This window comes from Marinomonas foliarum, assembly GCF_016906065.1.
Taxonomy (GTDB): domain Bacteria; phylum Pseudomonadota; class Gammaproteobacteria; order Pseudomonadales; family Marinomonadaceae; genus Marinomonas; species Marinomonas foliarum.
In genome coordinates this window covers 727,453-749,472 of the sequence record NZ_CP070273.1, presented here as the reverse complement: position 1 = coordinate 749,472, position 22,020 = coordinate 727,453, and the positions used below count along the sequence as shown (strand labels likewise).

Below are 22,020 nucleotides of genomic sequence, written 5' to 3'. Positions count from 1 at the left end.
GGTCCTTAATTCTGCCGCTTGATCAACAGTAACGGTATACAATAGGATCGGATCATAACACATTTGATAATGCTTGAACGAGATGTCTAAATGGGAATTCCCCAACAACTTCTAATTCGCACCACTTTTTTATTGCTGGCTTGTGCTCCCTTTGCACAAGCCAATGCCATAACCCATTACCAATCCGGAATTACGAATTCTGAATGGTTGCTTACGGGGGATATTTTTTCGTGCAGTTTAACGCACCCAGTCCCTAATTATGGTGAAGGCCACTTTATCAAAGAAGCAGGCGAGCCGATGAAGTTTATTCTTCAGCCACGAAATGAAAAATTAGGCCCAGGTCAGGTGTATATCCTGTCGCAAGCGCCAGATTGGTCTCCGGGCACTAAACCAGAAACCTTAGATATTCTTCCTTATCCTGGATACGGGTTAACTGTTGAAGTTGGTGGTAAGGTAGCTGAGCGTATGCTTAGCAGCTTGGACCGAGGCCGTCATCCCGTGGTTGCAGGTACCGCATGGGAAAATAACCGCGAAACCGTGGAAGTAGGGTTGTCTAATATTAACTTTGCGCCAGCCTATAATGAATTTAGACGTTGTTTAGCTAGCTTGTTACCCGTTAACTACGATCAGATCGCTAGAACAGCGGCTTTGTTTCCGACGAATGGCGTAAATCTGACAGATCGTATTCGCGCACGTCTGGATCTGGTGGCTTTGTACGTATCGTCGGATCCTACGGTGGAATACATTTATATTGATGGTCACACCGACATTATCGGTTCTCGTCGAGACAACCGTGAGCTTTCCAAAGTTCGTGCGGAAAAAGTTACGGCTTATTTGTTAGAAAAAGGCGTGCCTGCGGCAAAAATCATTTCGCGATATCATGGCGAGCGTTATCCATCTGCTAGCAATAATAGCAGCCAAGGTCGAGAGCGTAACCGACGTGTGACAATTCGTTTGGAAAAAAATGACGCAAGTTGATTCATAAGTTTTCCGTTCGTCTTTAATTTCTTAAAAAGCCCCGTTTTAGCGGAATTATCTGCGTGAAACGGGGCTTTTTACTTGCTAAGCAAGAATCGAAATCTTACACTTACAGCCCCTTTTTTAAATTATTTGCGCCGCCATGTACTGGTTTGAAGGCATTGGCGTGGGAGCGCGAGCTCGTTGAGGAGAATAGAGATAATGTCTGACGTGAAGAAGGTAGTGCTTGCCTATTCGGGCGGCCTAGACACTTCGGTAATCGTGAAGTGGCTTCAAGAAGAGTATAACTGTGAAGTGGTTACCTTTACCGCTGATTTGGGTCAGGGTGAGGAAGTTGAACCAGCTCGCGCTAAAGCTCAAGCGTTGGGTATTAAGGAAATCTACATTGAAGATTTGCGCGAAGAATTTGTTCGTGACTTCGTTTTCCCTATGTTCCGTGCTAACACTATTTACGAAGGCGAATACCTTTTAGGTACGTCTATTGCGCGTCCTTTGATCGCTAAACGCTTGATTGAGATTGCCAATGAGACAGGCGCTGATGCGATTTCTCACGGCGCAACAGGTAAAGGTAACGACCAAGTACGTTTTGAGCTTGGTGCTTATGCATTGAAACCTGGTGTTAAAGTGATTGCCCCTTGGCGTGAATGGGACTTAACGTCTCGTGAAACTCTAATGGCGTACTGCGAGAAGCACAATATTCCAGTTGATTTTTCAACTAAGAAGAAAAAATCTCCTTACTCTATGGACGCCAACCTACTGCACATCTCTTTTGAGGGTGATCAGCTGGAAGACCCGTGGACAGAGCCAGAAGATGATATGTGGCGTTGGTCTGTATCTCCTGAAGATGCGCCAAATGAAGCAACTTACATCGAAATCGGTTACGAAAAAGGCGACCCAGTTTCTATTAATGGCGAAGCGATGTCTCCTGCAACCATCTTGGAAACATTGAACAAGGTTGGTGGCGCGAACGGTATTGGCCGTGTAGACATTGTTGAAAACCGTTTTGTTGGTATGAAAGCACGTGGTTGTTATGAAACCCCTGGTGGCACCATCATGATGCGTGCACACCGTGCTATTGAGTCTATTACGCTAGACCGTGAAGCGATGCACTTGAAAGACGAAATGATGCCTCGTTACGCAAAAATCATTTACAACGGTTTCTGGTGGTCTGAAGAGCGTCGCATGATGCAAGCGATGATCGATGCGTCTCAGAAATATGTTAACGGTACGGTTCGTCTTAAATTGTACAAAGGCAACGTTACAGTTGTTGGTCGTCAATCTGAAAACAGCTTGTTCGATAGCTCTATCGCAACATTTGAAGACGATGCTGGTGCTTACGATCAGAAAGACGCAGCAGGCTTTATTAAGCTGAATGCGCTTCGTATGCGTATTGCAGCTCAAAAAGGCCGTGGCTTTCTAGATAACGACAAGTAATTCTTGGTCGTTTTAGAAAATTAAGCTTTTAAAAAACGCTCCGTTCTTGCAGAATTGGAGCGTTTTTTATTTTTGTACACTTGGTCAATGTTTATTCGTCGATCAACTGAGTTTATCGCTTAATATGTTTGTTAGGCTTGTATACCGAGAAGCATGTTCGCACTGAAGGAAGGGAATAATGGCAATATATAACGTAGGCTCGATTAACCTCGACCATCTTTATCAGCTTGATCACTTTGTTCGACCTGGCGAGACAATGGCATCAGACAGCTACCAGTGTTTATTGGGGGGAAAGGGCGCGAATCAATCAGTGGCGTTAGCAAAAGCGGGCGCGGATGTGAAACATGTCGGCGCGCTTCATCACAGTGACCAAGCGGTTATTGATCAGCTTGAATCCCTTGGTGTCAATACAGACTTGATTAAGCGGGTAGATGTGCCAACCGGTCATGCGATTATTCAGCTAACTAAAGAGGCAGAAAACTCGATTATTTTGTACCAAGGCGCTAATCATGCGCTGACAGAAGAACAAATTGATAATGTGCTTTCTAATGCGAGTGAAGGTGACTGGGTGTTGTTGCAAAATGAAACAAACCTGATCGAATATACCATGCGCAAAGCGCAAGAGAACAAAGTTAAGGTCGCATTTAATCCAGCGCCTATGGATGCAGAATTAACGCGCAACGTGCTGGATTTAGTCGACTTGCTGATTGTTAATGAAGTAGAGGCAATGGATCTGATTGGTACTGCGGATATAGACAGCACCATTGACGCGTTTCCAAAAGTTTACCCAGAACTTGCTGTGTTGATGACCCTTGGCAAAGCGGGTGTTTGCTATTTTGATGGGGAAGAGCATTTATCTGTAAAAGCTTTCTCCGTTGAAGCGGTTGATACCACTGCAGCGGGCGATACCTTTATTGGCTTTTGCTTGTCCTCTCTAATGAATGGTGAAGATATGGTGCGGGCTATTACTCGTGCCTGTGCAGCATCCGCTATTTGCGTAACTCGCTTAGGAGCGGCTTCTTCCATTCCAACACAAGATGAAGTGACGGCCTTTCTTGCCAAGAACAGTTAGCCAAAATACACAGCCAACAACGAATAGTTAAAAGAGGAATTTAAACATGGCTCGTAAGATTATTATTGATACAGATCCTGGTATAGACGATGCAATGGCGATCTTTTTTGCCTTTCAAGCACCACAGCTTGAGGTGTTGGGTCTAACGACGACATTCGGTAATGTGTCAGTGGATTTGGCAACGCAAAATGCCATTACATTGACTGAAATTGCGAAAGTAAATGTGCCTGTTGCTAAAGGCGTTGCCGTACCAAGTAAGATAGCGCCGCGTCCGCATCCTGACTTTGTGCATGGTGCTGATGGTTTTGGTAATATCAATTGGCCAGCGCCGCAAGGCAAGGCAATTGAAAAAAGCGCTGCGCAATTTATTGTTGATACTGTTCGAGAGTTCCCAGGTGAAGTGACTATTATCGCGCTTGGTCCGCTAGGTAACTTGGCAAAAGCGCTTGAGCTTGACCCAGAAGTAGCCAACTTGGTTGATGAAGTTGTTCTAATGGGCGGCACTGCTATTGAATATGGTAACGTATCGCCAGTGGCAGAAGCGAACATCATGAATGACCCGCATGCGGCAGATATGGTGTTCACTGCAGCTTGGCAGGTGACTATGATTGGTCTAGATGTTACGCATCAAGTATTACTTGATAACAGTGTTTTGGATCGAATCAAGCAAGCGAATCCTGCAGAAGGTGGTTTCTTGTATGACTGCGCTCAGCATTACATCAATTTCTACAGCAGTCGTTTTGATATGGATGGTTGTTACTTCCATGATGCATCGACGATTGCTTATGTAATGGATCCAAGTATTTTTGGTGTCGAGCTTGGCGCGGTGCGTGTTGCTTGTGAAGGCATTGGTATTGGACAAACTATTTTTGCACCACAAGGAATGAGCTTCCCTGAACCACATTGGACAGATGTACCAATGACGCAGGTTTGTATGGAAGTAGACAGCAAAAAATTATTAACCTTGTTTGAGACAACCTTGTCTTAAACCGTTAGAATGGCGCAATCAAACTTGAAGGCATGGAGCATAACGTCCGTGCCTTTTTTATTTATAAAGAGAAATATATGAAATTATTAGTAAGAAACCTTGCCCGTAACACGACAGAAGAAGAGCTAAGAAGCTTGTTTGCCGTTCATGGAACGTTGCAGTCTTGTACTATCGTTATGGACAAAGAAACGGGTGAATCTAAAGGCTTTGCCTTTGTTGAAATGCCAAAAGTTGGTGAAGCGAAAGTTGCGATCAAAACGTTAAACGGCATGGATGTTGATGGTTCTAAAATCCGCGTTAAGAAAGCCGAAGAGACAGCGAAAAAAGCGGACAGTGACGACGCAGAATAAAACTCACGCCTAGTTATCCGCTATCCTAGCTTGTCTACTGCTGTGAGCTAGGAATGAGCGTCAGCGAACTCTTTGATAAAGTTCACGTCTTTATCTGAAATAGTATGGTAAGACAGTTTTATATAGTGCTTATTATGCTCGTTAAAGACATCCAGTTGCGGGTCACATAATACTTTTAGCGTGGCTATTTTCCCCTCATGAATTGCTTTCAACTCTAGCTTCACCATTTTAGACCCTTGTAAACCTTCAGGTGCTTCCACTTCTATCATTTGTGTTGATATGTGTGTGCAATGAATAGACATGGTTTTGCCATTGGTTAAATACAATGTGCCTGTCCAAAAGCAGCGAACGTAAGGCGAATGTGAAATAGACATTGTTCTATCCTTTACTGGGTGAAGATCCAAGGGCGTTGATGACTTTTCTAGGATAGCCATTATAGTGCAAGATGCTAGACAAGTGATAGCTAGATAAAACTGATATGAATCAAGATGTTGCTGTGAACTTATCGGCAACACCTTGATTAGAGTGTATTACTAAGGCTGGTAGCGTCTGTTAGTTTTGTTGCTTAATTGTCTCGCCCAGAGCATTGATTAGGCTGTCGATTTCGGATTGCTCTGTTGTAAATGGCGGTGCTAATTGAATAGTATCAGCACCGTAGCGAACATAGTAACCTTTGTCCCACATAGCCATAGCGATTTGGAACGGACGTTTCGCTGGCTCGCCATCGATTGGCGCAATAGTAATACCTGCGGCAAATCCATAGTTACGAATGTCTGTGATCATAGGGCTGGCCTCTTTCAGCTGGTGGACGCTGTTTTCCCAGCTTGAACTCATGCTGTTAACACGTTCAATCAAACCTTGTTTCTTGATTTCATCAAGTGATGCTAGCGCCGCAGCACAAGCAATAGGATGAGCCGAATAGGTGTAACCATGAGGGATTTCCAGCATGTAGTCAGGGCCGCCGTTATCCATGAAGGTATCGTAGATCTCTTGTTTGAAGGCCACAGCGCCCATTGGTATAACGCCATTGGTTACTTGTTTTGCCATGGTAATCACGTCAGGCGTTACACCAAAGGCTTCAGCACCAGTTTTGGCACCCATACGACCAAAAGCCGTAATGACTTCATCAAAAATTAACAAGATATTGTGCTGATCACAGATTTCGCGCAAACGTTGTAAATAGCCTTTCGGTGGCACAATCACACCAGCAGAACCTGACATAGGTTCAACAATCACCGCGGCAATGTTAGACGCATCGTGCATCATGATTAGATTTAGCAGATCATCCGCGCGCTCTTTGCCTTGCTCTGCCATGCCCTTGGAAAACTCGCTGCCTGGAACTTGTGTATGAGGTAAGTGATAAGATTCTAAACCTTGGCCGTAAAGCGTACGGTTCGCCGGAATGCCACCAACACTGAAGCCTGAAATCCCCGCACCATGATAACCTTTGGCACGACCGATGAATTTGGTCTTGGTGCCCATGCCTTTCTTACGCCAATAGGCGCGAGCTACTTTCAATGCCGTATCGACAGACTCAGAACCAGAGCCGGTAAAGAAAATACGGTTTAGGCCCTTAGGCATAAACTCGGTAATTCGCTCTGCTAACAAGAAAGACTTCTCGTGGCCGAATTGAAAAGCAGGGGAGTAATCGAGGGTTTTAACTTGTTGAGCCACTGCTTCATTAATCGCGGGGTTGCTATGTCCCAAACCACACGTCCACAAGCCAGACAGACCGTCAAAAATCTTTCTGCCATCACTGTCGGTGTAATAATTGCCCGCAGCAGAGGTGATAATGCGAGGATCTTTTTTGAATTGACGATTGCCTGTGTAGGCCATCCAATGGGCATCAAGCTGGGCTTGGGTTAAACGATGACTCATGGCATTCTCCCTCTAAAAAAGTGAAATCTAATAGAGTAAGAATGCCGAGCTGGAAAGGTTTAATAAATGTGATGTTATTTAATTTTAGGTTAGTCTTTGCTTAACTAAAAATAGAAGCTTAATTGAATAACCAATACAGGTGTTTAAGTAGAGGTCTTTTCTTTAAATTCGCACAAATCTTCAATGATACAGGCATCGCATTTAGGTTTGCGGGCCACGCAGATGTAGCGACCATGCAAAATCATCCAGTGGTGAGCGTCCAAAAGAAATTCCTTTGGCACAAATTTCAGTAGCTTCATTTCCACTTCTAAGACGTTCTTTCCCGGTGCTACCTTGGTGCGATTACCAAAACGAAAGATATGTGTATCCACCGCCATGGCCACTTGTCGAAATGCTGTGTTTAGAACCACGTTAGCCGTTTTGCGGCCAACGCCGGGTAGGGCTTCCAGTTCTTCACGAGTTTCAGGTACAACACTGTTGTGCTTTTCGATCAGAATCTGGCAAGTTTTGATGGCGTTTTCGGCTTTGGCGTTAAATAAGCCAATGGTTTTGATATAGCTTTTTAAGCCATCTACGCCAAGGGCGAGCATGGTTTCTGGCGTGTTGGCCACAGGGAAAAGCTTGCGCGTGGCTTTGTTTACACTGACATCAGTGGCTTGGGCGGAGAATAAAACCGCAATCAAAAGCTCAAAAGGCGAGTTGTATTCCAGCTCAGTTACGGGATTTGGGTTTTCAGCTCGTAAGCGAGAAAAAATCTCGTAGCGCTTGTCTTTGTTCACAGTAAATAGCCTTTGTTTATTTTTTTAACCCCCTCCCAGCCTCCCCCTTGGCAGGGGGAGGGGCTTAGAGCTTTTTATTCCTTCCCCTTATCTTCAAGGGGAAGGCTAGGATGGGGTTGTTAATTTTTTAACCCCCTCCCAACCTCCCCCTTGGCAGGGGGAGGGGCTTAGAGCTTTTTATTCCTTCCCCTTATCTTCAAGGGGAAGGCTAGGATGGGGTTGTCTTGATCTTGGTGTAAAGTGTTAACTTACTTGCCCGGTCACACGAACACGTTTCGATGCACTTGGGCCATCTTTGGCTTTTTGTGCGGCAATACGTTTTTTCTCGCGTTCGTCTAGGTAGTTTTTACCGGCAATCAGCAATCCTAGGCCAATAAATGCTCCAGGCGGTAATACGGCAAATAATACGTTTGGATAGTTATCAAAAACAACGATTTTCCAGTGAATTGCCATGTCGCCGAATAGAAGTTGCATATCGGAAAACAGTGTACCTTGTCCGATTAGCTCACGCATTGCGCCCAAGGTGACAAGGATAAACATGAAGCCCAAGCCCATCATAAAACCGTCAAGCGCAGAAGGTAGCACAGGGTTGCGGCTGGCAAAGGCGTCAGCACGTCCAAGAATCGCACAGTTGGTCACGATAAGCGGGATAAAAATCCCCAGAATTTGATAAAGCTCGTAAGTATAAGCCTGCATGATTAATTCGATACAGGTGGTAAACGACGCGATAATCATCACAAAAGCTGGTAGGCGAACCGCATCCGCAACGTAGTTACGAATGATGGAAACCGCAATGTTGGAACCGACCAATACAACCATGGTCGCCAACCCAAGTCCTAAAGCGTTAACCACTGTACTGGTTACCGCCAACATAGGGCACAAGCCAAGCAATTGAACTAAGGCCGGGTTGTTTTTCCAAATGCCGTTATAAATGATTTCAGCGTAATTCGCGCTTGGCTTGCTCGCTTCTTGAGTAGCCTCACTTTCGGCCGCTTCTGAGTTCGTTGTCATGGGGCTATCCTAATACGCTAACAGCGTATCTTTGTGTTGATCAAAGTAAATAAGCGTGTTCTTTACAGCGCGAACGACGGCGCGAGGAGTGATGGTCGCACCGGTAAATTGGTCAAAATCGCCACCGTCTTTTTTCACACCCCAAGCCTTTAAACTCGGGTTTTCTAACGACTTGTTGGCAAAGCTTAAAATCCATTTGGACTTTTTAAGGTCAACTTTGTCGCCAAGCCCTGGTGTTTCTTTATGACTAATTACACGGCTACCTGTGACGACACCGTTTTTATCAATGGCAACGAGCATATCTAAATTGCCATTATAGCCGCGTGGTGCAATGGTTTCGAAGATGATGCCAGAGACTTCGCCATTTTTACGAGCGATGTGAATTTTTATGCCTTCTTCGCTGCCAAGTAATGGATCAGCAGGTAGTGTCGCTGTGTCTTTGGTTAAATCATTGTCGTATAAATCAGCTGGCAAGATTTCATTGAAAGCTGAAATTTGCGCATCCAAAATATTATTCTTGATGGTGTGATCTGTCAGCTGATGAGTAGTGGCGATAAGGCCAGCAGTCAGCACAGCGAAAATAGCTAAACCTAAACTATTGCGACGAATAGAGGCGAACAATTCCATTAGTTATCCTCCCCAACTTTTAAGCCGGTTTTGGCTTTTTTATGCCCATATGTTCTTGGTTGCGTGTAGTAATCAATTAATGGTGCTGCGAAATTCATTAGCAAGACGCCAAATGCAACGCCGTCAGGGTAACCACCCCAAGAGCGAATAATGTAAATCAAGATTCCAATGCCAGCGCCATAAATCAGCTTGCCGCGATTACTGGTACAAGACGACACAGGGTCAGTAGCAATAAAGAAGGCACCGAACATGGCTGCGCCAGTGGTTAGCTGAAAGAAAGGCGTTGCCGTATTGCTTGGGTCAAACAGATGGAATACGCCAGCCATTACCAGTAAAGCACCCAATAGTGCCGCTGGCGTGTGCCAGGTGATAATGCGCAACCATATCAGCCCAAGGCCACCGACAAGATACGCTGCGTTTACCCAAAGCCAGCTGTTTAAGCTGGGCCCTTGAAGAGCAGCAATGCTGCTAAAAGCGGCTTGCGAATCTAATAGGTCTTTGTGTTTGAAGCCATCTAAAGGCGTCGCCATGGTGTAGCTATCTATCACGGGTAAGTGATGGAAAATAGCTTGCAAGCTTTGCATGAAAGACAGTGTTTCACCAGCAGGGATCATGCTTTGCACGCCAAGCCATTGGCTCATAGGAACAGGAAAAGACACCAATACAATGGCATAACCGACCATGGCCGGGTTGAACGGGTTGTTGCCCAAGCCGCCATAAAGTTGCTTGGCAAAGATAATCGCAAACGCCACCGCTGTCACCGTGACCCACCAAGGCACAACGGGAGGCAAGGCAACGCCTAACAGCACTGCGGTTAATAGGGCGCTGTAATCTTTCAAGAAGAAACCGACAGCACGACGACGAACCGCCAAAATAGCCGCTTCACTTAATAATGCAGTGATGCAGGCAATCATTAGGTTAATTAGCGTGCCCCAGCCAAATAACCAAGTCTGCACGACTATGCCAGGAATGGTCGCTAAAATGACCATCTGCATCACCCAAGAGGTGCGACGTCCTGCACGTTGTGTGTGGGGGGAGGTGATCCTCAATAATGCCATTTAACGATTCTCTTGCATGTTAGTTTGCGAATGAATAAGTTTTTCTAACAAAGTTTCGGCGCTCTGCAGACGTTGTTCAGTGGCTACCATTTCTTGTTTAATGGTGTCCGCTTCTTCTGGTGAGCTTTCTAAACGCTTATTCAATTTGTTGATTTGAGCTTTAGCTAAAGCTACGGCGATTTTTTCTTTTTTAATCTGCGTCGCTAGATCCATTTCAGGCTCGACTTTGGCTTCACTGTTAGCCGCTGTATCTGCTGTTTTCTCTACAGGCGTAGAAACGGAAGTAGCTGATGTGCTTTCTTCTGCTTCAAGCGCGGCGAGCTTTTGTTGTGCCTCAATGAGCTTTTTAGGCCACTCCGATGCTTCTATCTCGCTTTCGTCTTTGCCTTGGTCTTTTAAAAGCTGAATGTTTTTCTCGGCTTTCTTAATGCCGGCCTTAGCAATAGCTAGGTCGATCTTGCGTTTTTTAGCGGCATCCGCATCGATGTTAGCGGTGGCAATTGGTGCACTTGTGTCTGTTGCGACAGAGGGTGCTGTTGCCTCAGATGCCTGTTCCTTCTCAAGTCCGGCGAGTTTATCCTGTGCCTCTTTTAATTTGCTCGGCCATTCCGACGCATTGATTTCAGCCTCGTCCTTGCCTTGCTCTTTCAGGAGATGAATGTTTTTCTCGGCCTTTTTAATGCCAGCCTTGGCAATGGCTAGATCTATTTTGCGCTTCTTAGCTGCGTCGGCATCGACGTTGGTTTCAGGTTCTGCTTTTACTGGAGCCGCTTTGGGTGCTGCAGCTTCTGGGTTAGCTAAGGTTTTTTCCAGTTCATCTGCTCGCTGCTGGGCTTCTTGTAATTGCTGACGAATCGCTTCGATTTCAGGCGCGTTTATTTCTTCTGCCTTTTTCAAGGCTTTTTCGACTTTCTTCACCGCCGCTTTGGCAATGGCGGCATCGATTTTTAGCTTTTTCAATTCATCACTAATCGCGGCTTTTGGTTCGGCTGCGGCGGTGTTTGTGCTTTCACTTAGCTTGCTTACTGTGTCTTGTGCGGCTTTTAGATCGGTTTCAAAAGCGCTGACCTTGTCTTTCAGCTCTTGATCGTCTGGTGTCTCAACAAGTTGCTTTTGTAGTTTCTTCAGTTTCACGCCAATCAAGGCCACATCGACTTTGGCTTTTTTCAGCTCGTCGCTCACAGGCGCAGGGCTTGCTTTGGCGGTATTTGTCACTGGAGCGTCAGGCGCTGCGCTTGTCATTTGCGCAAGCTGTTCTTCCAGTGATGCAATGGCTTTTTCTTGATCAGTGACTTGCAGTTGCAAGTTGTTGATCTCTTCCACGTGTTCGTTTTCTTGCGCTTCAAGCAGTTGTTTCTGTAGCTTCTTCAGTTTGGATTTGCCAATGGCGATATCGACTTTGAGCTTTTTCGATTCGTCAGTTGTTGCAGGCGCAGCGGCGGCTGTTGGAGCGGCTTTTTCTGGTGCTGCTTTCTTTTTGTCCGTGGCTTTGTTGGATGACGCTTTTTGGCGAGCTAGGCGTTTGGCTTCTTTCTCTGCTGCTTCTGCGTCTTGGCGAGCTTTACGGGCTTCAAAGCGTTGCTTCGCCAAGTCTGATTTGACATTGGCTTCACGAGCTTCACGGATGCTGCTTTTGGAATGGCGGTAATATTGCACTAGCGGAATGCTGCTTGGGCAAACATAAGAGCAAGCGCCACATTCAATACAATCGAATAGGTTATGGTGTTCGGCTTTTTCGAATTCTTGGCTTTTACTGAACCACAATAACTGCTGAGGCAATAAGCTGGCAGGACAGGCTTGTTCGCACATACCGCAACGGATGCAAGCTTGTTCTGGTGCCGGCGCCGGCAGTTCTTTTTTGCTGGCGGCTAAAATACAGTTACTGGTTTTCACAATCGGCACAGCGGCTGAATCTAAGGTGTAGCCCATCATTGGACCGCCCATGATCAAGCGGCTGAGTTTTTTCGGCTCAAAATCGGCGTATTCCAATAAATGCGCTACTGGCGTACCGAACAGTACTTCGACGTTTTGTGGAGCTTTCAGCGCATCACCCGTTAAGGTGGTAAAACGTGAAATAAGTGGTTTGCCGAGCGTAATTGCATCGTGAACTGCCACACAGGTGCCGACGTTTTGACATAAAACGCCGATGTCTGCCGGGTATTGTCCACTTGGGACTTCTTTGCCCGTTAATAGCTGGATTAATTGCTTTTCGCCGCCAGAAGGGTATTTAGTTGGCACAACCGCAATTTGAATTTGGCTGTTGCGTTCACTCAAGATGGCTTTTAATGCCGCAATGGCGGTGGGCTTATTATCTTCAATACCAATGACAATGTTATCTGCCTCAACAAGGTGTTGAAGTATCTCGATGCCTAACACTAATTCTAAGGTTTTTTCACGAATCAACATGTCATCAGCGGTGATGTAAGGTTCACATTCTGCCGCGTTAATAATGAAATGCGTCAGTGGATTCTTGTGGGCACCTTGAAGTTTTACCTGCGTTGGGAAGCCTGCGCCGCCCATGCCGATGATGCCCATTTCGGACAAGTACGCCAACACATCGGTTTTGCTGATGTCTTGCCAATTGTCCAGTGGCTCAAGGGGGGTCCATGTCTCATTGCCATCTGGCGCGAGGATAATACAAAGATCGCTTAAGCCTGATGGATGAGCAATAAGACGCTCTTCAATAGCGGCAATCGTGCCAGAAGTCGGCGCATGTAAAAAGCTGCTCAAAAAGCCATTGTTAATGGCGATGGTTTCGCCTTTTAATACCTTGTCACCCACTTTGACTAACGGGCGAGAGCTCTGGCCAATGTGTTGGCCAAGCGGCAAAATAAGCTCGTTAGGTAGGCTAGGTTTACCCAAAGGTAATTGCAGAGATTGCGTTTTGTTTTCCGGTGGATGAATGCCGCCATGAAAAGAAAAAACCTGTGCTGTTGGTAGTTTTGCTACTTGCATCAGTGTGTCACCTCCGCTTGGCGGTCGGTGGCAATAACGTTTAATGACGTTGCCGCGATACCTTGCGGCTTATCCCAAGACCAAGTTTTCGCTGTCACGCCTACTTCTACCATATCAATACAATCTACAGGGCAAGGCTCGACACAAAGGTCACAGCCTGTGCATTCATCCGCTATGACGGTGTGCATTTGTTTGGCCGCACCTAAAATCGCGTCCACAGGGCATGCTTGAATGCACTTAGTGCAGCCGATGCATTCGTCTTCACGAATTACCGCGACACGCTTCGCGCTTTCGGTGCCGTGGTCGCCATCTAATGGAACAGCTTCCACATCTAATAAATCGGCTAAGGCTTGAATGGTGGCTTGACCGCCTGGAGGGCAATGGTTAATGGCTTCGCCGTTGGCAATGGCTTCAGCATAAGGGCGGCAGCCAGGATGACCACATTGGCCACACTGTGTTTGTGGTAGAAGAGCATCAATTTGATCAACGATTGGATCGCCTTCTACATGGAAACGCACATTGGCGTAACCCAAAATAGCGCCAAAAATAAGCGAAAGGAGTACTAAAATTCCGATTGCGAGTAAAACAGTCAACATGGTCGGCTCCTAAATCTGTACAAGGGCGGTGAAGCCCATGAAAGCAAGAGCCATAAGACCAGCGGTAATCATGCCGATGGCAGAGCCTTTAAAGACAGTCGGAACATCAGCAACGTTAATACGTTCACGCATGGCAGAGAACAAAATCAACACGAATGAGAAACCAACCGCGGCACCAAAACCATAAAGAATGGATTCAACAAAGCCATTTTGTTTGCTGATGTTTTGTAATGCCACACCCAATACGGCGCAGTTAGTCGTGATAAGGGGTAAGAAAATTCCTAATACTCGATAAAGTAATGGACTGGTTTTATGAACCACCATTTCAGTGAACTGCACAACAACAGCGATCACTAAGATAAAAGAGATGGTTTGTAGGTATTCAAGACCAAATGGCTGAAGTATGTAGGTGTAAGTTAGATAACTGCACAGGCTCGACAAGGTTAAAACAAAGGTCGTCGCCATTGCCATGCCAATCGAGGTTTCTAGTTTCCCAGACACGCCCATGAAAGGGCATAGGCCCAAAAACTGAACCAGTACAAAGTTGTTAACTAGAATGGTACTGACCAGTATCAGGAGATATTCAGTCATTTCACGTCCAAAATATGTGGTGAATATAGTGTGATATCAGACACTTTTGGATAAAAGCATCTGTGAGCGTAACTATACCAATCTGCTTATAACTAACAAAGCTAAAAATCTCACATTTTTAGTCCGATTAAGTATATAGATAATAGGTTACGCTTATATAATTTCGATTTATGATTCTCTATTAATGCCAATGCCCACCTTATTAATAATCTTTCTTATTTACTAAGGTGAGCACTGGTTTGTATCGCGTTTATTGGCTGTTTAGGCCGATGCCCTGCGGCTTACATCACGCGTTGACCAGGTTTTGCGCCAGCGTGAGGTTCTAGTAGGTAAATTTCTTCACCGCCAGGGCCTGCCGCCAATACCATGCCTTCTGACATACCAAACTTCATTTTGCGAGGTGCAAGGTTGGCCACCATGACAGTGTGTTTGCCTTCTAGGTCTTCTGGCTTATAAGCAGACTTGATACCAGAGAATACAGTGCGCGTTTCGCCACCAATGTCTAAGGTCAATTTTAGTAGCTTATTGGCTTTTTCGACGTGCTCGGCTTTCACTATCAAGGCGATGCGCAAGTCCACTTTCGCAAAGTCATCGAAATTGATTTCTGCTTCGATTGGCTCTTTGCTTAGTTCTGTTTCCGCTTGAGCCGGTTGCGCCGCTTCTTTTGCTGCGGCTTCAGCCGCTGCTTCAATCTTGCCTTCTTCGATGATGGCATCGATTTGTGCTTGCTCAATACGACCCATTAGTGGCTTGAATTTGTTCACCGTGTTGCCAAACAACAACACGCTGCGGTTATCCCATGTTAGTTCTTTGCCTAAGAAAGCTTCTGCGTCAGCCACCATATTTGGCATGACTGGTTTCAAATAAGTTGCCAATATGCTGAACAAGTTCAAGGCAACGGTACAAACGTCCTGAACCTTCGGCAAAGTCGCTTCGTCTTTTGCCAACACCCAAGGTGCTTGCTCGGCTATGTATTCGTTCGCAACGTCAGCAAGACGCATGATTTCACGAATGGCTTTGCCGTATTCGCGGCTTTCAAAGTGCTCGGCAATCACATCGCCAGCGTCAACGAAAGATTGAATCATCTCCGCTTCGCTCACTTCATTGGCTAATTGACCGTCGAATTTCTTATTAATGAAGCTGGCGGTACGGCTAGCAATGTTAACCACTTTACCCACGACGTCTGAGTTCACACGCTGCAAGAAATCACTTAGGCTAAGATCGATATCATCAACACGAGAGTTCAGTTTAGCTGCGTAGTAGTAACGCAAGTATTGCGGGTCCAAATGTTTCAAGTAAGTGCGAGCTTTAATAAAGGTGCCGCGTGACTTAGACATTTTTTCGCCGTCAACGGTGACATAACCGTGTGCATTGACTGCTGTTGGTGTGCGGTAGCCAGCACAATCCAACATAGCAGGCCAGAACAAAGCATGGAAATTGATGATGTCTTTGCCGATGAAGTGGTAAAGCTCGGCGTCGGAATCTTTCGCCCAGTAATCATCAAACTCCAAACCTTCGGTGCGATCACACAGATTTTTGAAGCTCGCCATGTAACCAATTGGTGCGTCTAGCCAAACGTAAAAATATTTACCCGGTGCGTCTGGGATTTCAAAACCAAAGTAAGGCGCATCACGGCTGATGTCCCATTCTTTCAAACCAGAATCTAACCATTCAGATAGCTTGTTTGCCACTTGGTCTTGCAAGGTGCCGCTACGTGTCCATTTCGCTAAGAAATCTTGGAAGTCTGGCAATTTAAAGAAATAGTGTTCTGAGTCTTTCTCAATCGGGGTCGCACCAGAATAAACAGAGCGCGGATTGATCATTTCCATTGGCGTGTAAGTCGCAGAACAGACTTCACAGTTGTCACCGTATTGATCTTCTGCTTTACATTTAGGGCAAGTACCCTTGATGAAACGATCTGCAAGGAACATTTCTTTCTCTGGATCGTACGCTTGCACGATAGAGCGTACCGCGATTTTTCCATTGTCACGAAGGGCTTTGTAAATGCTGTTTGAGAACTCACGGTTTTCGTCAGAATGCGTTGAGTGGTAATTATCGTAACCAATTAGGAAGTCGTTAAAGTCAGCCATGTGTTCTTGGCGAACACCGTCGATCAACTCTTCTGATGTAATACCTTGTTGCGCGGCTTTGATCATAATCGCCGTGCCATGTGCGTCATCCGCACACACTGCTGTACAAAGATGGCCGCGCATTTTTTGAAAACGCACCCAGATATCGGTTTGGATGTGTTCCAGCATATGCCCCAAATGGATAGAACCATTTGCATAAGGAAGGGCGCTGGTGACTAAAATTTTGCGTTGCGTTTGTGCCATTTTTGATAAGCCTGCTGGATTAAAAAAGGTCGGGTATTCTATCAATAATTAGGCGTAGATGACGAATGAATAAAGCGCTTTAAAGATAGATTATCTAAGAAAAGCGACATTATAAGTCTCAATCCCGCGTGTGCAAGCGCTAGTCTTCTTTCTAAGTCTTGCTTTTCTGCAATTTGCCCCCACACTTGGCTCAACGTTATAAAATAAACACTCTTTAAATTACGCCTTACTAGGAGCCCCCATGCTAACTGATGCCCAACTACAGGCGACTTTAGAAACCCTAATCGATGACAACAGCGGCCAACCTTATGGTGCTGTTTGGAATGTGGTTGCAGACGACAGCCGAGTTCATGTCACTTTAACGCTTGGCTACCCAGCGCAAAAACAACAAGCTCAACTGGAAGCCAAGATCAAAGAACTCTTGGGTGATTCTCGCCTCTTGGTACTAGACATTGACTTTCAAGTTAAAAGCCAAGCCACACAAGGCAGCATTCCTGGGATGAAAGGTGTAAAGAACATCATCGCTGTGGCGTCTGGCAAAGGCGGCGTGGGGAAATCCACCACCACGGTTAACCTTGCTCTTGCTATGGCAAAAGAGGGCGCTCGTGTTGGTATCTTGGATGCGGACATCTACGGTCCAAGCCAAGGCATGCTGCTAGGGTTTGAAGAGGGTACTCGCCCACAAGTCCGTGACGAGAAATTCTTCATCCCACCAACGGCATTTGGTGTACAAGTGATGTCCATGGCATTTCTAACCACCAAAGACACGCCAGTTGCATGGCGTGGTCCTATGGTGACTGGTGCTCTGATGCAGATTTTAACGCAAACCGATTGGGATGATCTTGATTACCTATTTATCGACATGCCACCGGGTACAGGCGATATTCAACTGACCCTCGCGCAAAAAGTCCCTGTTGCCGGTTCTGTTGTGGTTACCACACCGCAAGACATCGCTTTATTAGATGCTCGCCGTGGTATTGAAATGTTCAACAAGGTAAACATTCCAGTGTTGGGCGTGGTGGAAAATATGTCGACACACATCTGTTCTAACTGCGGTCATCACGAAGCCATTTTTGGTGACGAAGGTGGTGCTAGCCTAGCAAAAGAATACGATGTTAATGTATTGGGCAAACTGCCACTGAGTCTAGCGATCCGCGAACAGAGTGATGCAGGCCGACCAATCGTGGTAAATGCCCCAGAAAGTGATACGGCAGGCATTTATCAGTCGATTGCACGCAAGCTTGGTGCTACCCTTGCATCCCAACAAAATGAACAAATAGCGATGCCTATTATTGGCATGAGCGACGATTGAGGAAAAGTAATGCGTTTGTGTGACCGAGATATTATAAAAGCCCTAGACGAAGGTTCTATTGTTATCGAACCACGCCCAGATAACAGCGTGATCAGCGGTGTCTCTGTTGATTTACGATTGGGCAACTCGTTTCGCGTCTTTCAAGGTCACCCGGCGCCTTATCTTGATCTAAGCAGCTCGAAAGCTGACTTAAGCAAAGTCATCGAATCCGTCATGAGCGAGGAAATCCTTGTCGAAGATGGCAAACCTTTCTTCATCCATCCGGGCGAACTCGTACTTGGCGTCACCAAAGAATCCGTCACCGTACCTGACAACCTAGTTGGCTGGCTCGACGGACGTTCTTCCTTGGCACGCCTTGGCTTAATGGTTCACGTAACCGCACACCGCATCGACCCAGGTTGGAGCGGCGGCATCGTGTTGGAATTCCTCAACGGCGGCAAACTGCCCATCGCCTTAAGCCCAGGCATGACCATAGGCGCCATCAACTTCGAAACCATGTCGGGTTCTGCGGATCGTCCTTATAACAAGCGGGATAACGCTAAGTATAAAGACCAGACTTCTGCTGTAGGCAGCCGGATCTCAGGTGATAAATCTTAGGTCTTTTTTAAGATCGACTAGAAAGAGGCCTCGGCCTCTTTTTTTGTTTTTATAAGGTCAAATAGTTACTTCTCAGCGATTCCTAGTTTGCAAGCTTGGTTCCGCTCTGCTGAGCGGGCTAGTTCCTTCCCCTTTCTTCAAGGGGAAGGTTAGGATGGGGTTATTTCTTTGGGTTTTAAAGGATATTTGTTACTTCTCAATAGCTCCGAGCTGCAGGCTTTATTCCGCTTTTTAATTCAGGAAAAAGCTGAGCGGGTAACTTTTGTCCAGATCCACAAAAGTAACCAAAAGGTCTCTTTCTCGGGCTATCGCCCAAACGTCTCATTCAGGTTGTTTAATTCTGGATTAGCAACACGATTTTTATCGTAAGGCATAGATTGATTATCTAGTGGGAGTTGGCTCGTCAAACAATGACCCTGAAACTCCATAGGGTCGCGCAACTTCGTTGCGTCGAACTGACTTTTTCGTAGCTAATTGTCTGCAAATTTATACCCGATACCGTAATGCTAATCGTAGGGCGCGATGAGGGAGGTACGACCGTGATCCGCCGGAGAAAGTGAAGCTTTCATTGTCTGAAACCGACTTTATTTTTGGATGAAATTTAAAACACAATTTATGGGTGGATATACAGTCTATTTTTGAGATGAAGGTATTTTTGCTCGTTTAACCATTTTAAATAAACCGGTTGTGCGCGTTTTGTGCTGGAGGTAAGTAAGAAAGTCTTTTAGTATCAAGGAATAAGGATTTACAGAGCAGAAATAACGCGCTGTGGATAAAAAGAATAACGCGCACGCTCGTTTTTCCAGTTTTCACTTTTGTGAATAGCTTTATAAAACTTTTATTATTCAATTGTTTATAAAGTTTTTTGGACAGTTTTGAAATTGTCTAAACGAGCATGCGCTCTATTAAAATGTTAGGCCATCGAGACGGAGTTCTATGACTACTTTTATTAAAAGCGTAGATGAGCTAGAGACTCATTTGTCAAAATATAAGAGCGGGTATTTATTTCGCGGACAAGTAAAGCACTATGTAGATTCTAAAGGGGATACAAGTATTCCTACATCTTTCAGCAGGCATGGCTGTATTCCTGATGTTATGTTCAAATGGACGCATTACGCTAAAGCTATGATTCGTGGGTTCTCTGGTGCCGACTACTTTGATATAGATTTAGAATTGTCTCAAGCAATACTGCAACACTACGGCTGGAGATCATTTTATGTGGATTTAACTAAGTCTACTTCTATAGCGTGTTGGTTTGTATCAAACACATACGAAGAGTCTAAGTCTATTCACATGAGTGAAGATATACATGAGAGCCCTGTATGGCTGGTTCACAAAGACGCAAAATATAGTCAGCCTGAAGGGAACGGTCATATCTATATTATAGATTCCTTAGCATTGGAGACCCTTGATATAAAGGTTCATGACCTCACTTCAATGCAAGGCGATGAAGGCAGGCTTAGATTTCACACTCAACAAGCATGTCTAGTGGGAAGTTTGAGCGACAGGTTGCCTCCTCAAGTTATTACTTCACACATCGAAGTTCCGAACAGTGTGTTGAAAGATTTCTGTAAGAAGAATTTAATAAATGACGTTTCAGATGTTTTCCCAACAAGCAACGAAGACTTTGTTTTAAATACACTTTTAAGTTTGCCGTGGGAAAAAATGAATATAGACAGCCCAATACCTACGTTTCGAAGAGGCTTGGACATTCCGGATTATGAAGACAACTTTATAAAGCATCTCCCTCCCCATGTGACTCTATATGAAAATTTCTGGATTTCTGACAATAGAAGTGATCCGGATAATCCATTTAAGGATCTCGTCTTTTACAAGCTTCCACAATTTTCATATTACGCTAACACCGATAAACCTTTTGACATGACCCTTGTTAGTGAGGCGCTGGAAAGGCATGGTGATTTTGTTGTTGAGTTAGATGGCTTGGTAAAAATAGTGGAGGAGCAAGAGGAGTATATTTATGAAAAAGGAATACATGTTTCAGTTAATGAGGAAGGATATATTACGGTGGCTGGGTTAGTCGTCTCTCATCCAAGTAATGTTGTTGATGGTGTCGGCACCAATGTTGGTTGGATTTACAATGAAAATCATAGTGTATGGGAACGAGTCAACCACAAAGACGAATGTCCTTGCAATAATGCACTTAGACATCAGTTGCAATTTTCATTACTCAGAATGCTGAATGAAGCAATTAAGGATGAAGATTTTATTACAGAGAATGTCTATTCTTACAGGCATAAAAACGTCCAACCAGCCTAACAAGTCAAGGCTGTCGGACGCTTCGCGCCGCAGCTTGAAGCGTTATATTCACGGAGGATTAGGTGTACTTTCCAGTATTAGAAACAAATCGGCTAATATTATCTGAGTTACTCGATCAAGACGCTGAAAGTGTTTTTGACCTGTTTTCAGATGACACGGTAGTTGAGTATTACGACCTTGAAGCATTCAGCGAGTTATCACAGGCACAAAGCCTTATTAATTTCTTCCGCAATCGTTTTGAAGAAAAATCAGGTATCCGTTGGGCTATTCGCTTAAAAGAAACTAATAAGCTGATTGGAACATGTGGTTTCAACAGTTGGAACCCTAAAATGAAAAATGCGGTACTTGGATATGATTTACTTCCGAGGTATTGGGGAATGGGGTATACAACAGAAGCAGTGCATCGAATAGTGACAGCAGCTTTCGATGGAGAGTTACCCTGTGGTGAACTTCACCGTATTCAAGGTGACACCGTACCTGGTAATAAAGCTTCCGAATCGGTACTCGAAAAAGTAGGCTTCAAAGAAGAAGGGCTTAGGCGACATAGCGGGTACTGGAAAAATAAATTTCATGATCTGAAGTGTTTTGGTTTAATAAGAACCGAGTATAGTGAAATATAACAATCTGTTTAATCAGGACAAATTTCACTATGTTGCTTTTTGCTTTCCTGCTTCACAGGCAAAAATCAACCCAGCAAAATTTGCCCATTAACAGGGCGTTATATGCCCTCGAAGGATCTGAGTTGAATGGAAACGAATAGTGTAATAAAGAATAGAGAGGCAGAGCTTCCAATACCATCTAAATGGCGAAGCACTATTGCTAAAATAGTCGACGCTTTGGTTGCTAAAGATTACGTTTTACGTTCTGTTGTTCCAAATTCAGAGCTAAGAAGCCCAGATGTAGCAAGTCAGATGAGATCATATATAGAAGATTATGGCGAAAAACTTATATCATTATCTGAAAAGTGTTGGGATTCATCAGTATATATTTGGCAAGGCAAAGACTGGCTGGCATTAGTTGATTTGTCGACAGATAAAGAAGAAGTTAGCGACTTGGTAATGCAGCTATCTATTTCCGAGCTTGAAGCTGATTTTAAATTTACTGTCGAGATGGTGTATGTGCCGTAATGGGCATATAACAAAAAGTTTAAAAGCGGACAAAATTCAGTTGGCTGGTTTCGCTCC

Annotated in this window: 20 protein-coding genes; 10 read left to right on the top strand and 10 right to left on the bottom strand. The window is 45.0% G+C overall.

What is annotated here, in order from left to right; all coding sequences use genetic code 11:
• Nucleotides 1-90: 90 nt before the first annotated feature.
• The 5 genes from JSY38_RS03470 to JSY38_RS03450 all read left to right on the top strand — a co-directional run bounded on the left by JSY38_RS03470 (nt 91) and on the right by JSY38_RS03450 (nt 4,822).
• A complete protein-coding gene (locus JSY38_RS03470; RefSeq protein WP_114411845.1) occupies nt 91-978 on the top strand; it encodes a flagellar protein MotY in 888 nt (295 codons plus the stop codon).
• Between the two features lie 201 nt (nt 979-1,179).
• The gene (locus JSY38_RS03465) at nt 1,180-2,412 is read left to right on the top strand and encodes an argininosuccinate synthase (RefSeq protein WP_114411846.1); all 1,233 of its coding nucleotides are present in this window, start codon (nt 1,180-1,182) and stop codon (nt 2,410-2,412) included.
• A gap of 178 nt (nt 2,413-2,590) precedes the next feature.
• On the top strand, nt 2,591-3,484 hold the full coding sequence (locus JSY38_RS03460) for a ribokinase (protein WP_205115259.1): 894 nt from the start codon (nt 2,591-2,593) through the stop codon (nt 3,482-3,484).
• A 46-nt stretch (nt 3,485-3,530) separates the two neighbouring features.
• A complete protein-coding gene (locus tag JSY38_RS03455; protein ID WP_205115258.1) occupies nt 3,531-4,472 on the top strand; it encodes a nucleoside hydrolase in 942 nt (313 codons plus the stop codon).
• 77 nt (nt 4,473-4,549) lie between these two features.
• Nucleotides 4,550-4,822 carry an RNA recognition motif domain-containing protein gene (locus tag JSY38_RS03450; RefSeq protein ID WP_114411849.1) on the top strand — a complete coding sequence of 91 codons (273 nt, stop codon included), beginning with the start codon at nt 4,550-4,552 and terminating at the stop codon, nt 4,820-4,822.
• Nucleotides 4,823-4,869: 47 nt separating this feature from the next.
• Here the strand turns inward: JSY38_RS03450 and JSY38_RS03445 are convergent, their stop codons facing one another.
• The 10 genes from JSY38_RS03445 to metG all read right to left on the bottom strand — a co-directional run bounded on the left by JSY38_RS03445 (nt 4,870) and on the right by metG (nt 16,650).
• Nucleotides 4,870-5,196, bottom strand: coding sequence for a hypothetical protein (locus tag JSY38_RS03445; protein ID WP_114411850.1), 327 nt, complete (start codon nt 5,194-5,196; stop codon nt 4,870-4,872).
• A 178-nt stretch (nt 5,197-5,374) separates the two neighbouring features.
• Nucleotides 5,375-6,700, bottom strand: coding sequence for an omega-aminotransferase AptA (gene aptA / locus JSY38_RS03440; protein WP_205115257.1), 1,326 nt, complete (start codon nt 6,698-6,700; stop codon nt 5,375-5,377).
• Between the two features lie 143 nt (nt 6,701-6,843).
• The gene (gene nth, locus JSY38_RS03435) at nt 6,844-7,479 is read right to left on the bottom strand and encodes an endonuclease III (protein ID WP_205115256.1); all 636 of its coding nucleotides are present in this window, start codon (nt 7,477-7,479) and stop codon (nt 6,844-6,846) included.
• A gap of 243 nt (nt 7,480-7,722) precedes the next feature.
• Entirely contained in the window at nt 7,723-8,490 is a 768-nt protein-coding gene (locus tag JSY38_RS03430) for an electron transport complex subunit E (RefSeq protein WP_239544272.1), read from the bottom strand.
• A 9-nt stretch (nt 8,491-8,499) separates the two neighbouring features.
• Complete coding sequence (gene rsxG / locus JSY38_RS03425; protein WP_114411853.1) at nt 8,500-9,117, bottom strand: electron transport complex subunit RsxG; 618 nt, start codon at nt 9,115-9,117, stop codon at nt 8,500-8,502.
• Entirely contained in the window at nt 9,117-10,175 is a 1,059-nt protein-coding gene (gene rsxD, locus JSY38_RS03420) for an electron transport complex subunit RsxD (RefSeq protein WP_205115255.1), read from the bottom strand. The genes rsxG and rsxD overlap by 1 nt, the downstream gene beginning before the upstream one ends.
• Nucleotides 10,176-13,130, bottom strand: a complete 2,955-nt coding sequence (rsxC, locus tag JSY38_RS03415) for an electron transport complex subunit RsxC (RefSeq protein ID WP_205115254.1) — start codon at nt 13,128-13,130, stop codon at nt 10,176-10,178. It abuts the gene before it with no gap.
• The gene (rsxB, locus tag JSY38_RS03410; RefSeq protein ID WP_114411856.1) at nt 13,130-13,726 is read right to left on the bottom strand and encodes an electron transport complex subunit RsxB; all 597 of its coding nucleotides are present in this window, start codon (nt 13,724-13,726) and stop codon (nt 13,130-13,132) included. Before rsxB ends, rsxC begins: the two co-directional genes overlap by 1 nt.
• 9 nt (nt 13,727-13,735) lie before the next feature.
• Nucleotides 13,736-14,317, bottom strand: coding sequence for an electron transport complex subunit RsxA (gene rsxA / locus JSY38_RS03405; RefSeq protein WP_012069258.1), 582 nt, complete (start codon nt 14,315-14,317; stop codon nt 13,736-13,738).
• A 281-nt stretch (nt 14,318-14,598) separates the two neighbouring features.
• The gene (metG, locus tag JSY38_RS03400) at nt 14,599-16,650 is read right to left on the bottom strand and encodes a methionine--tRNA ligase (protein ID WP_205115252.1); all 2,052 of its coding nucleotides are present in this window, start codon (nt 16,648-16,650) and stop codon (nt 14,599-14,601) included.
• 241 nt (nt 16,651-16,891) lie between these two features.
• Here metG and apbC point away from each other — a divergent pair, with 241 nt between their 5' ends.
• From apbC to JSY38_RS03375, 5 genes are all read left to right on the top strand, one after another.
• Nucleotides 16,892-17,962 (top strand): iron-sulfur cluster carrier protein ApbC, encoded by a 1,071-nt coding sequence (gene apbC / locus JSY38_RS03395; RefSeq protein WP_205115251.1) that lies wholly within the window; start codon nt 16,892-16,894, stop codon nt 17,960-17,962.
• 9 nt (nt 17,963-17,971) lie between these two features.
• On the top strand, nt 17,972-18,559 hold the full coding sequence (dcd, locus tag JSY38_RS03390) for a dCTP deaminase (RefSeq protein ID WP_110573774.1): 588 nt from the start codon (nt 17,972-17,974) through the stop codon (nt 18,557-18,559).
• A 936-nt stretch (nt 18,560-19,495) separates the two neighbouring features.
• Nucleotides 19,496-20,836, top strand: coding sequence for a hypothetical protein (locus JSY38_RS03385; protein ID WP_205115250.1), 1,341 nt, complete (start codon nt 19,496-19,498; stop codon nt 20,834-20,836).
• Nucleotides 20,837-20,898: 62 nt separating this feature from the next.
• The gene (locus JSY38_RS03380; protein ID WP_205115249.1) at nt 20,899-21,456 is read left to right on the top strand and encodes a GNAT family N-acetyltransferase; all 558 of its coding nucleotides are present in this window, start codon (nt 20,899-20,901) and stop codon (nt 21,454-21,456) included.
• 126 nt (nt 21,457-21,582) lie between these two features.
• Complete coding sequence (locus JSY38_RS03375; protein ID WP_114411863.1) at nt 21,583-21,963, top strand: DUF7668 domain-containing protein; 381 nt, start codon at nt 21,583-21,585, stop codon at nt 21,961-21,963.
• Nucleotides 21,964-22,020 lie beyond the last annotated feature (57 nt).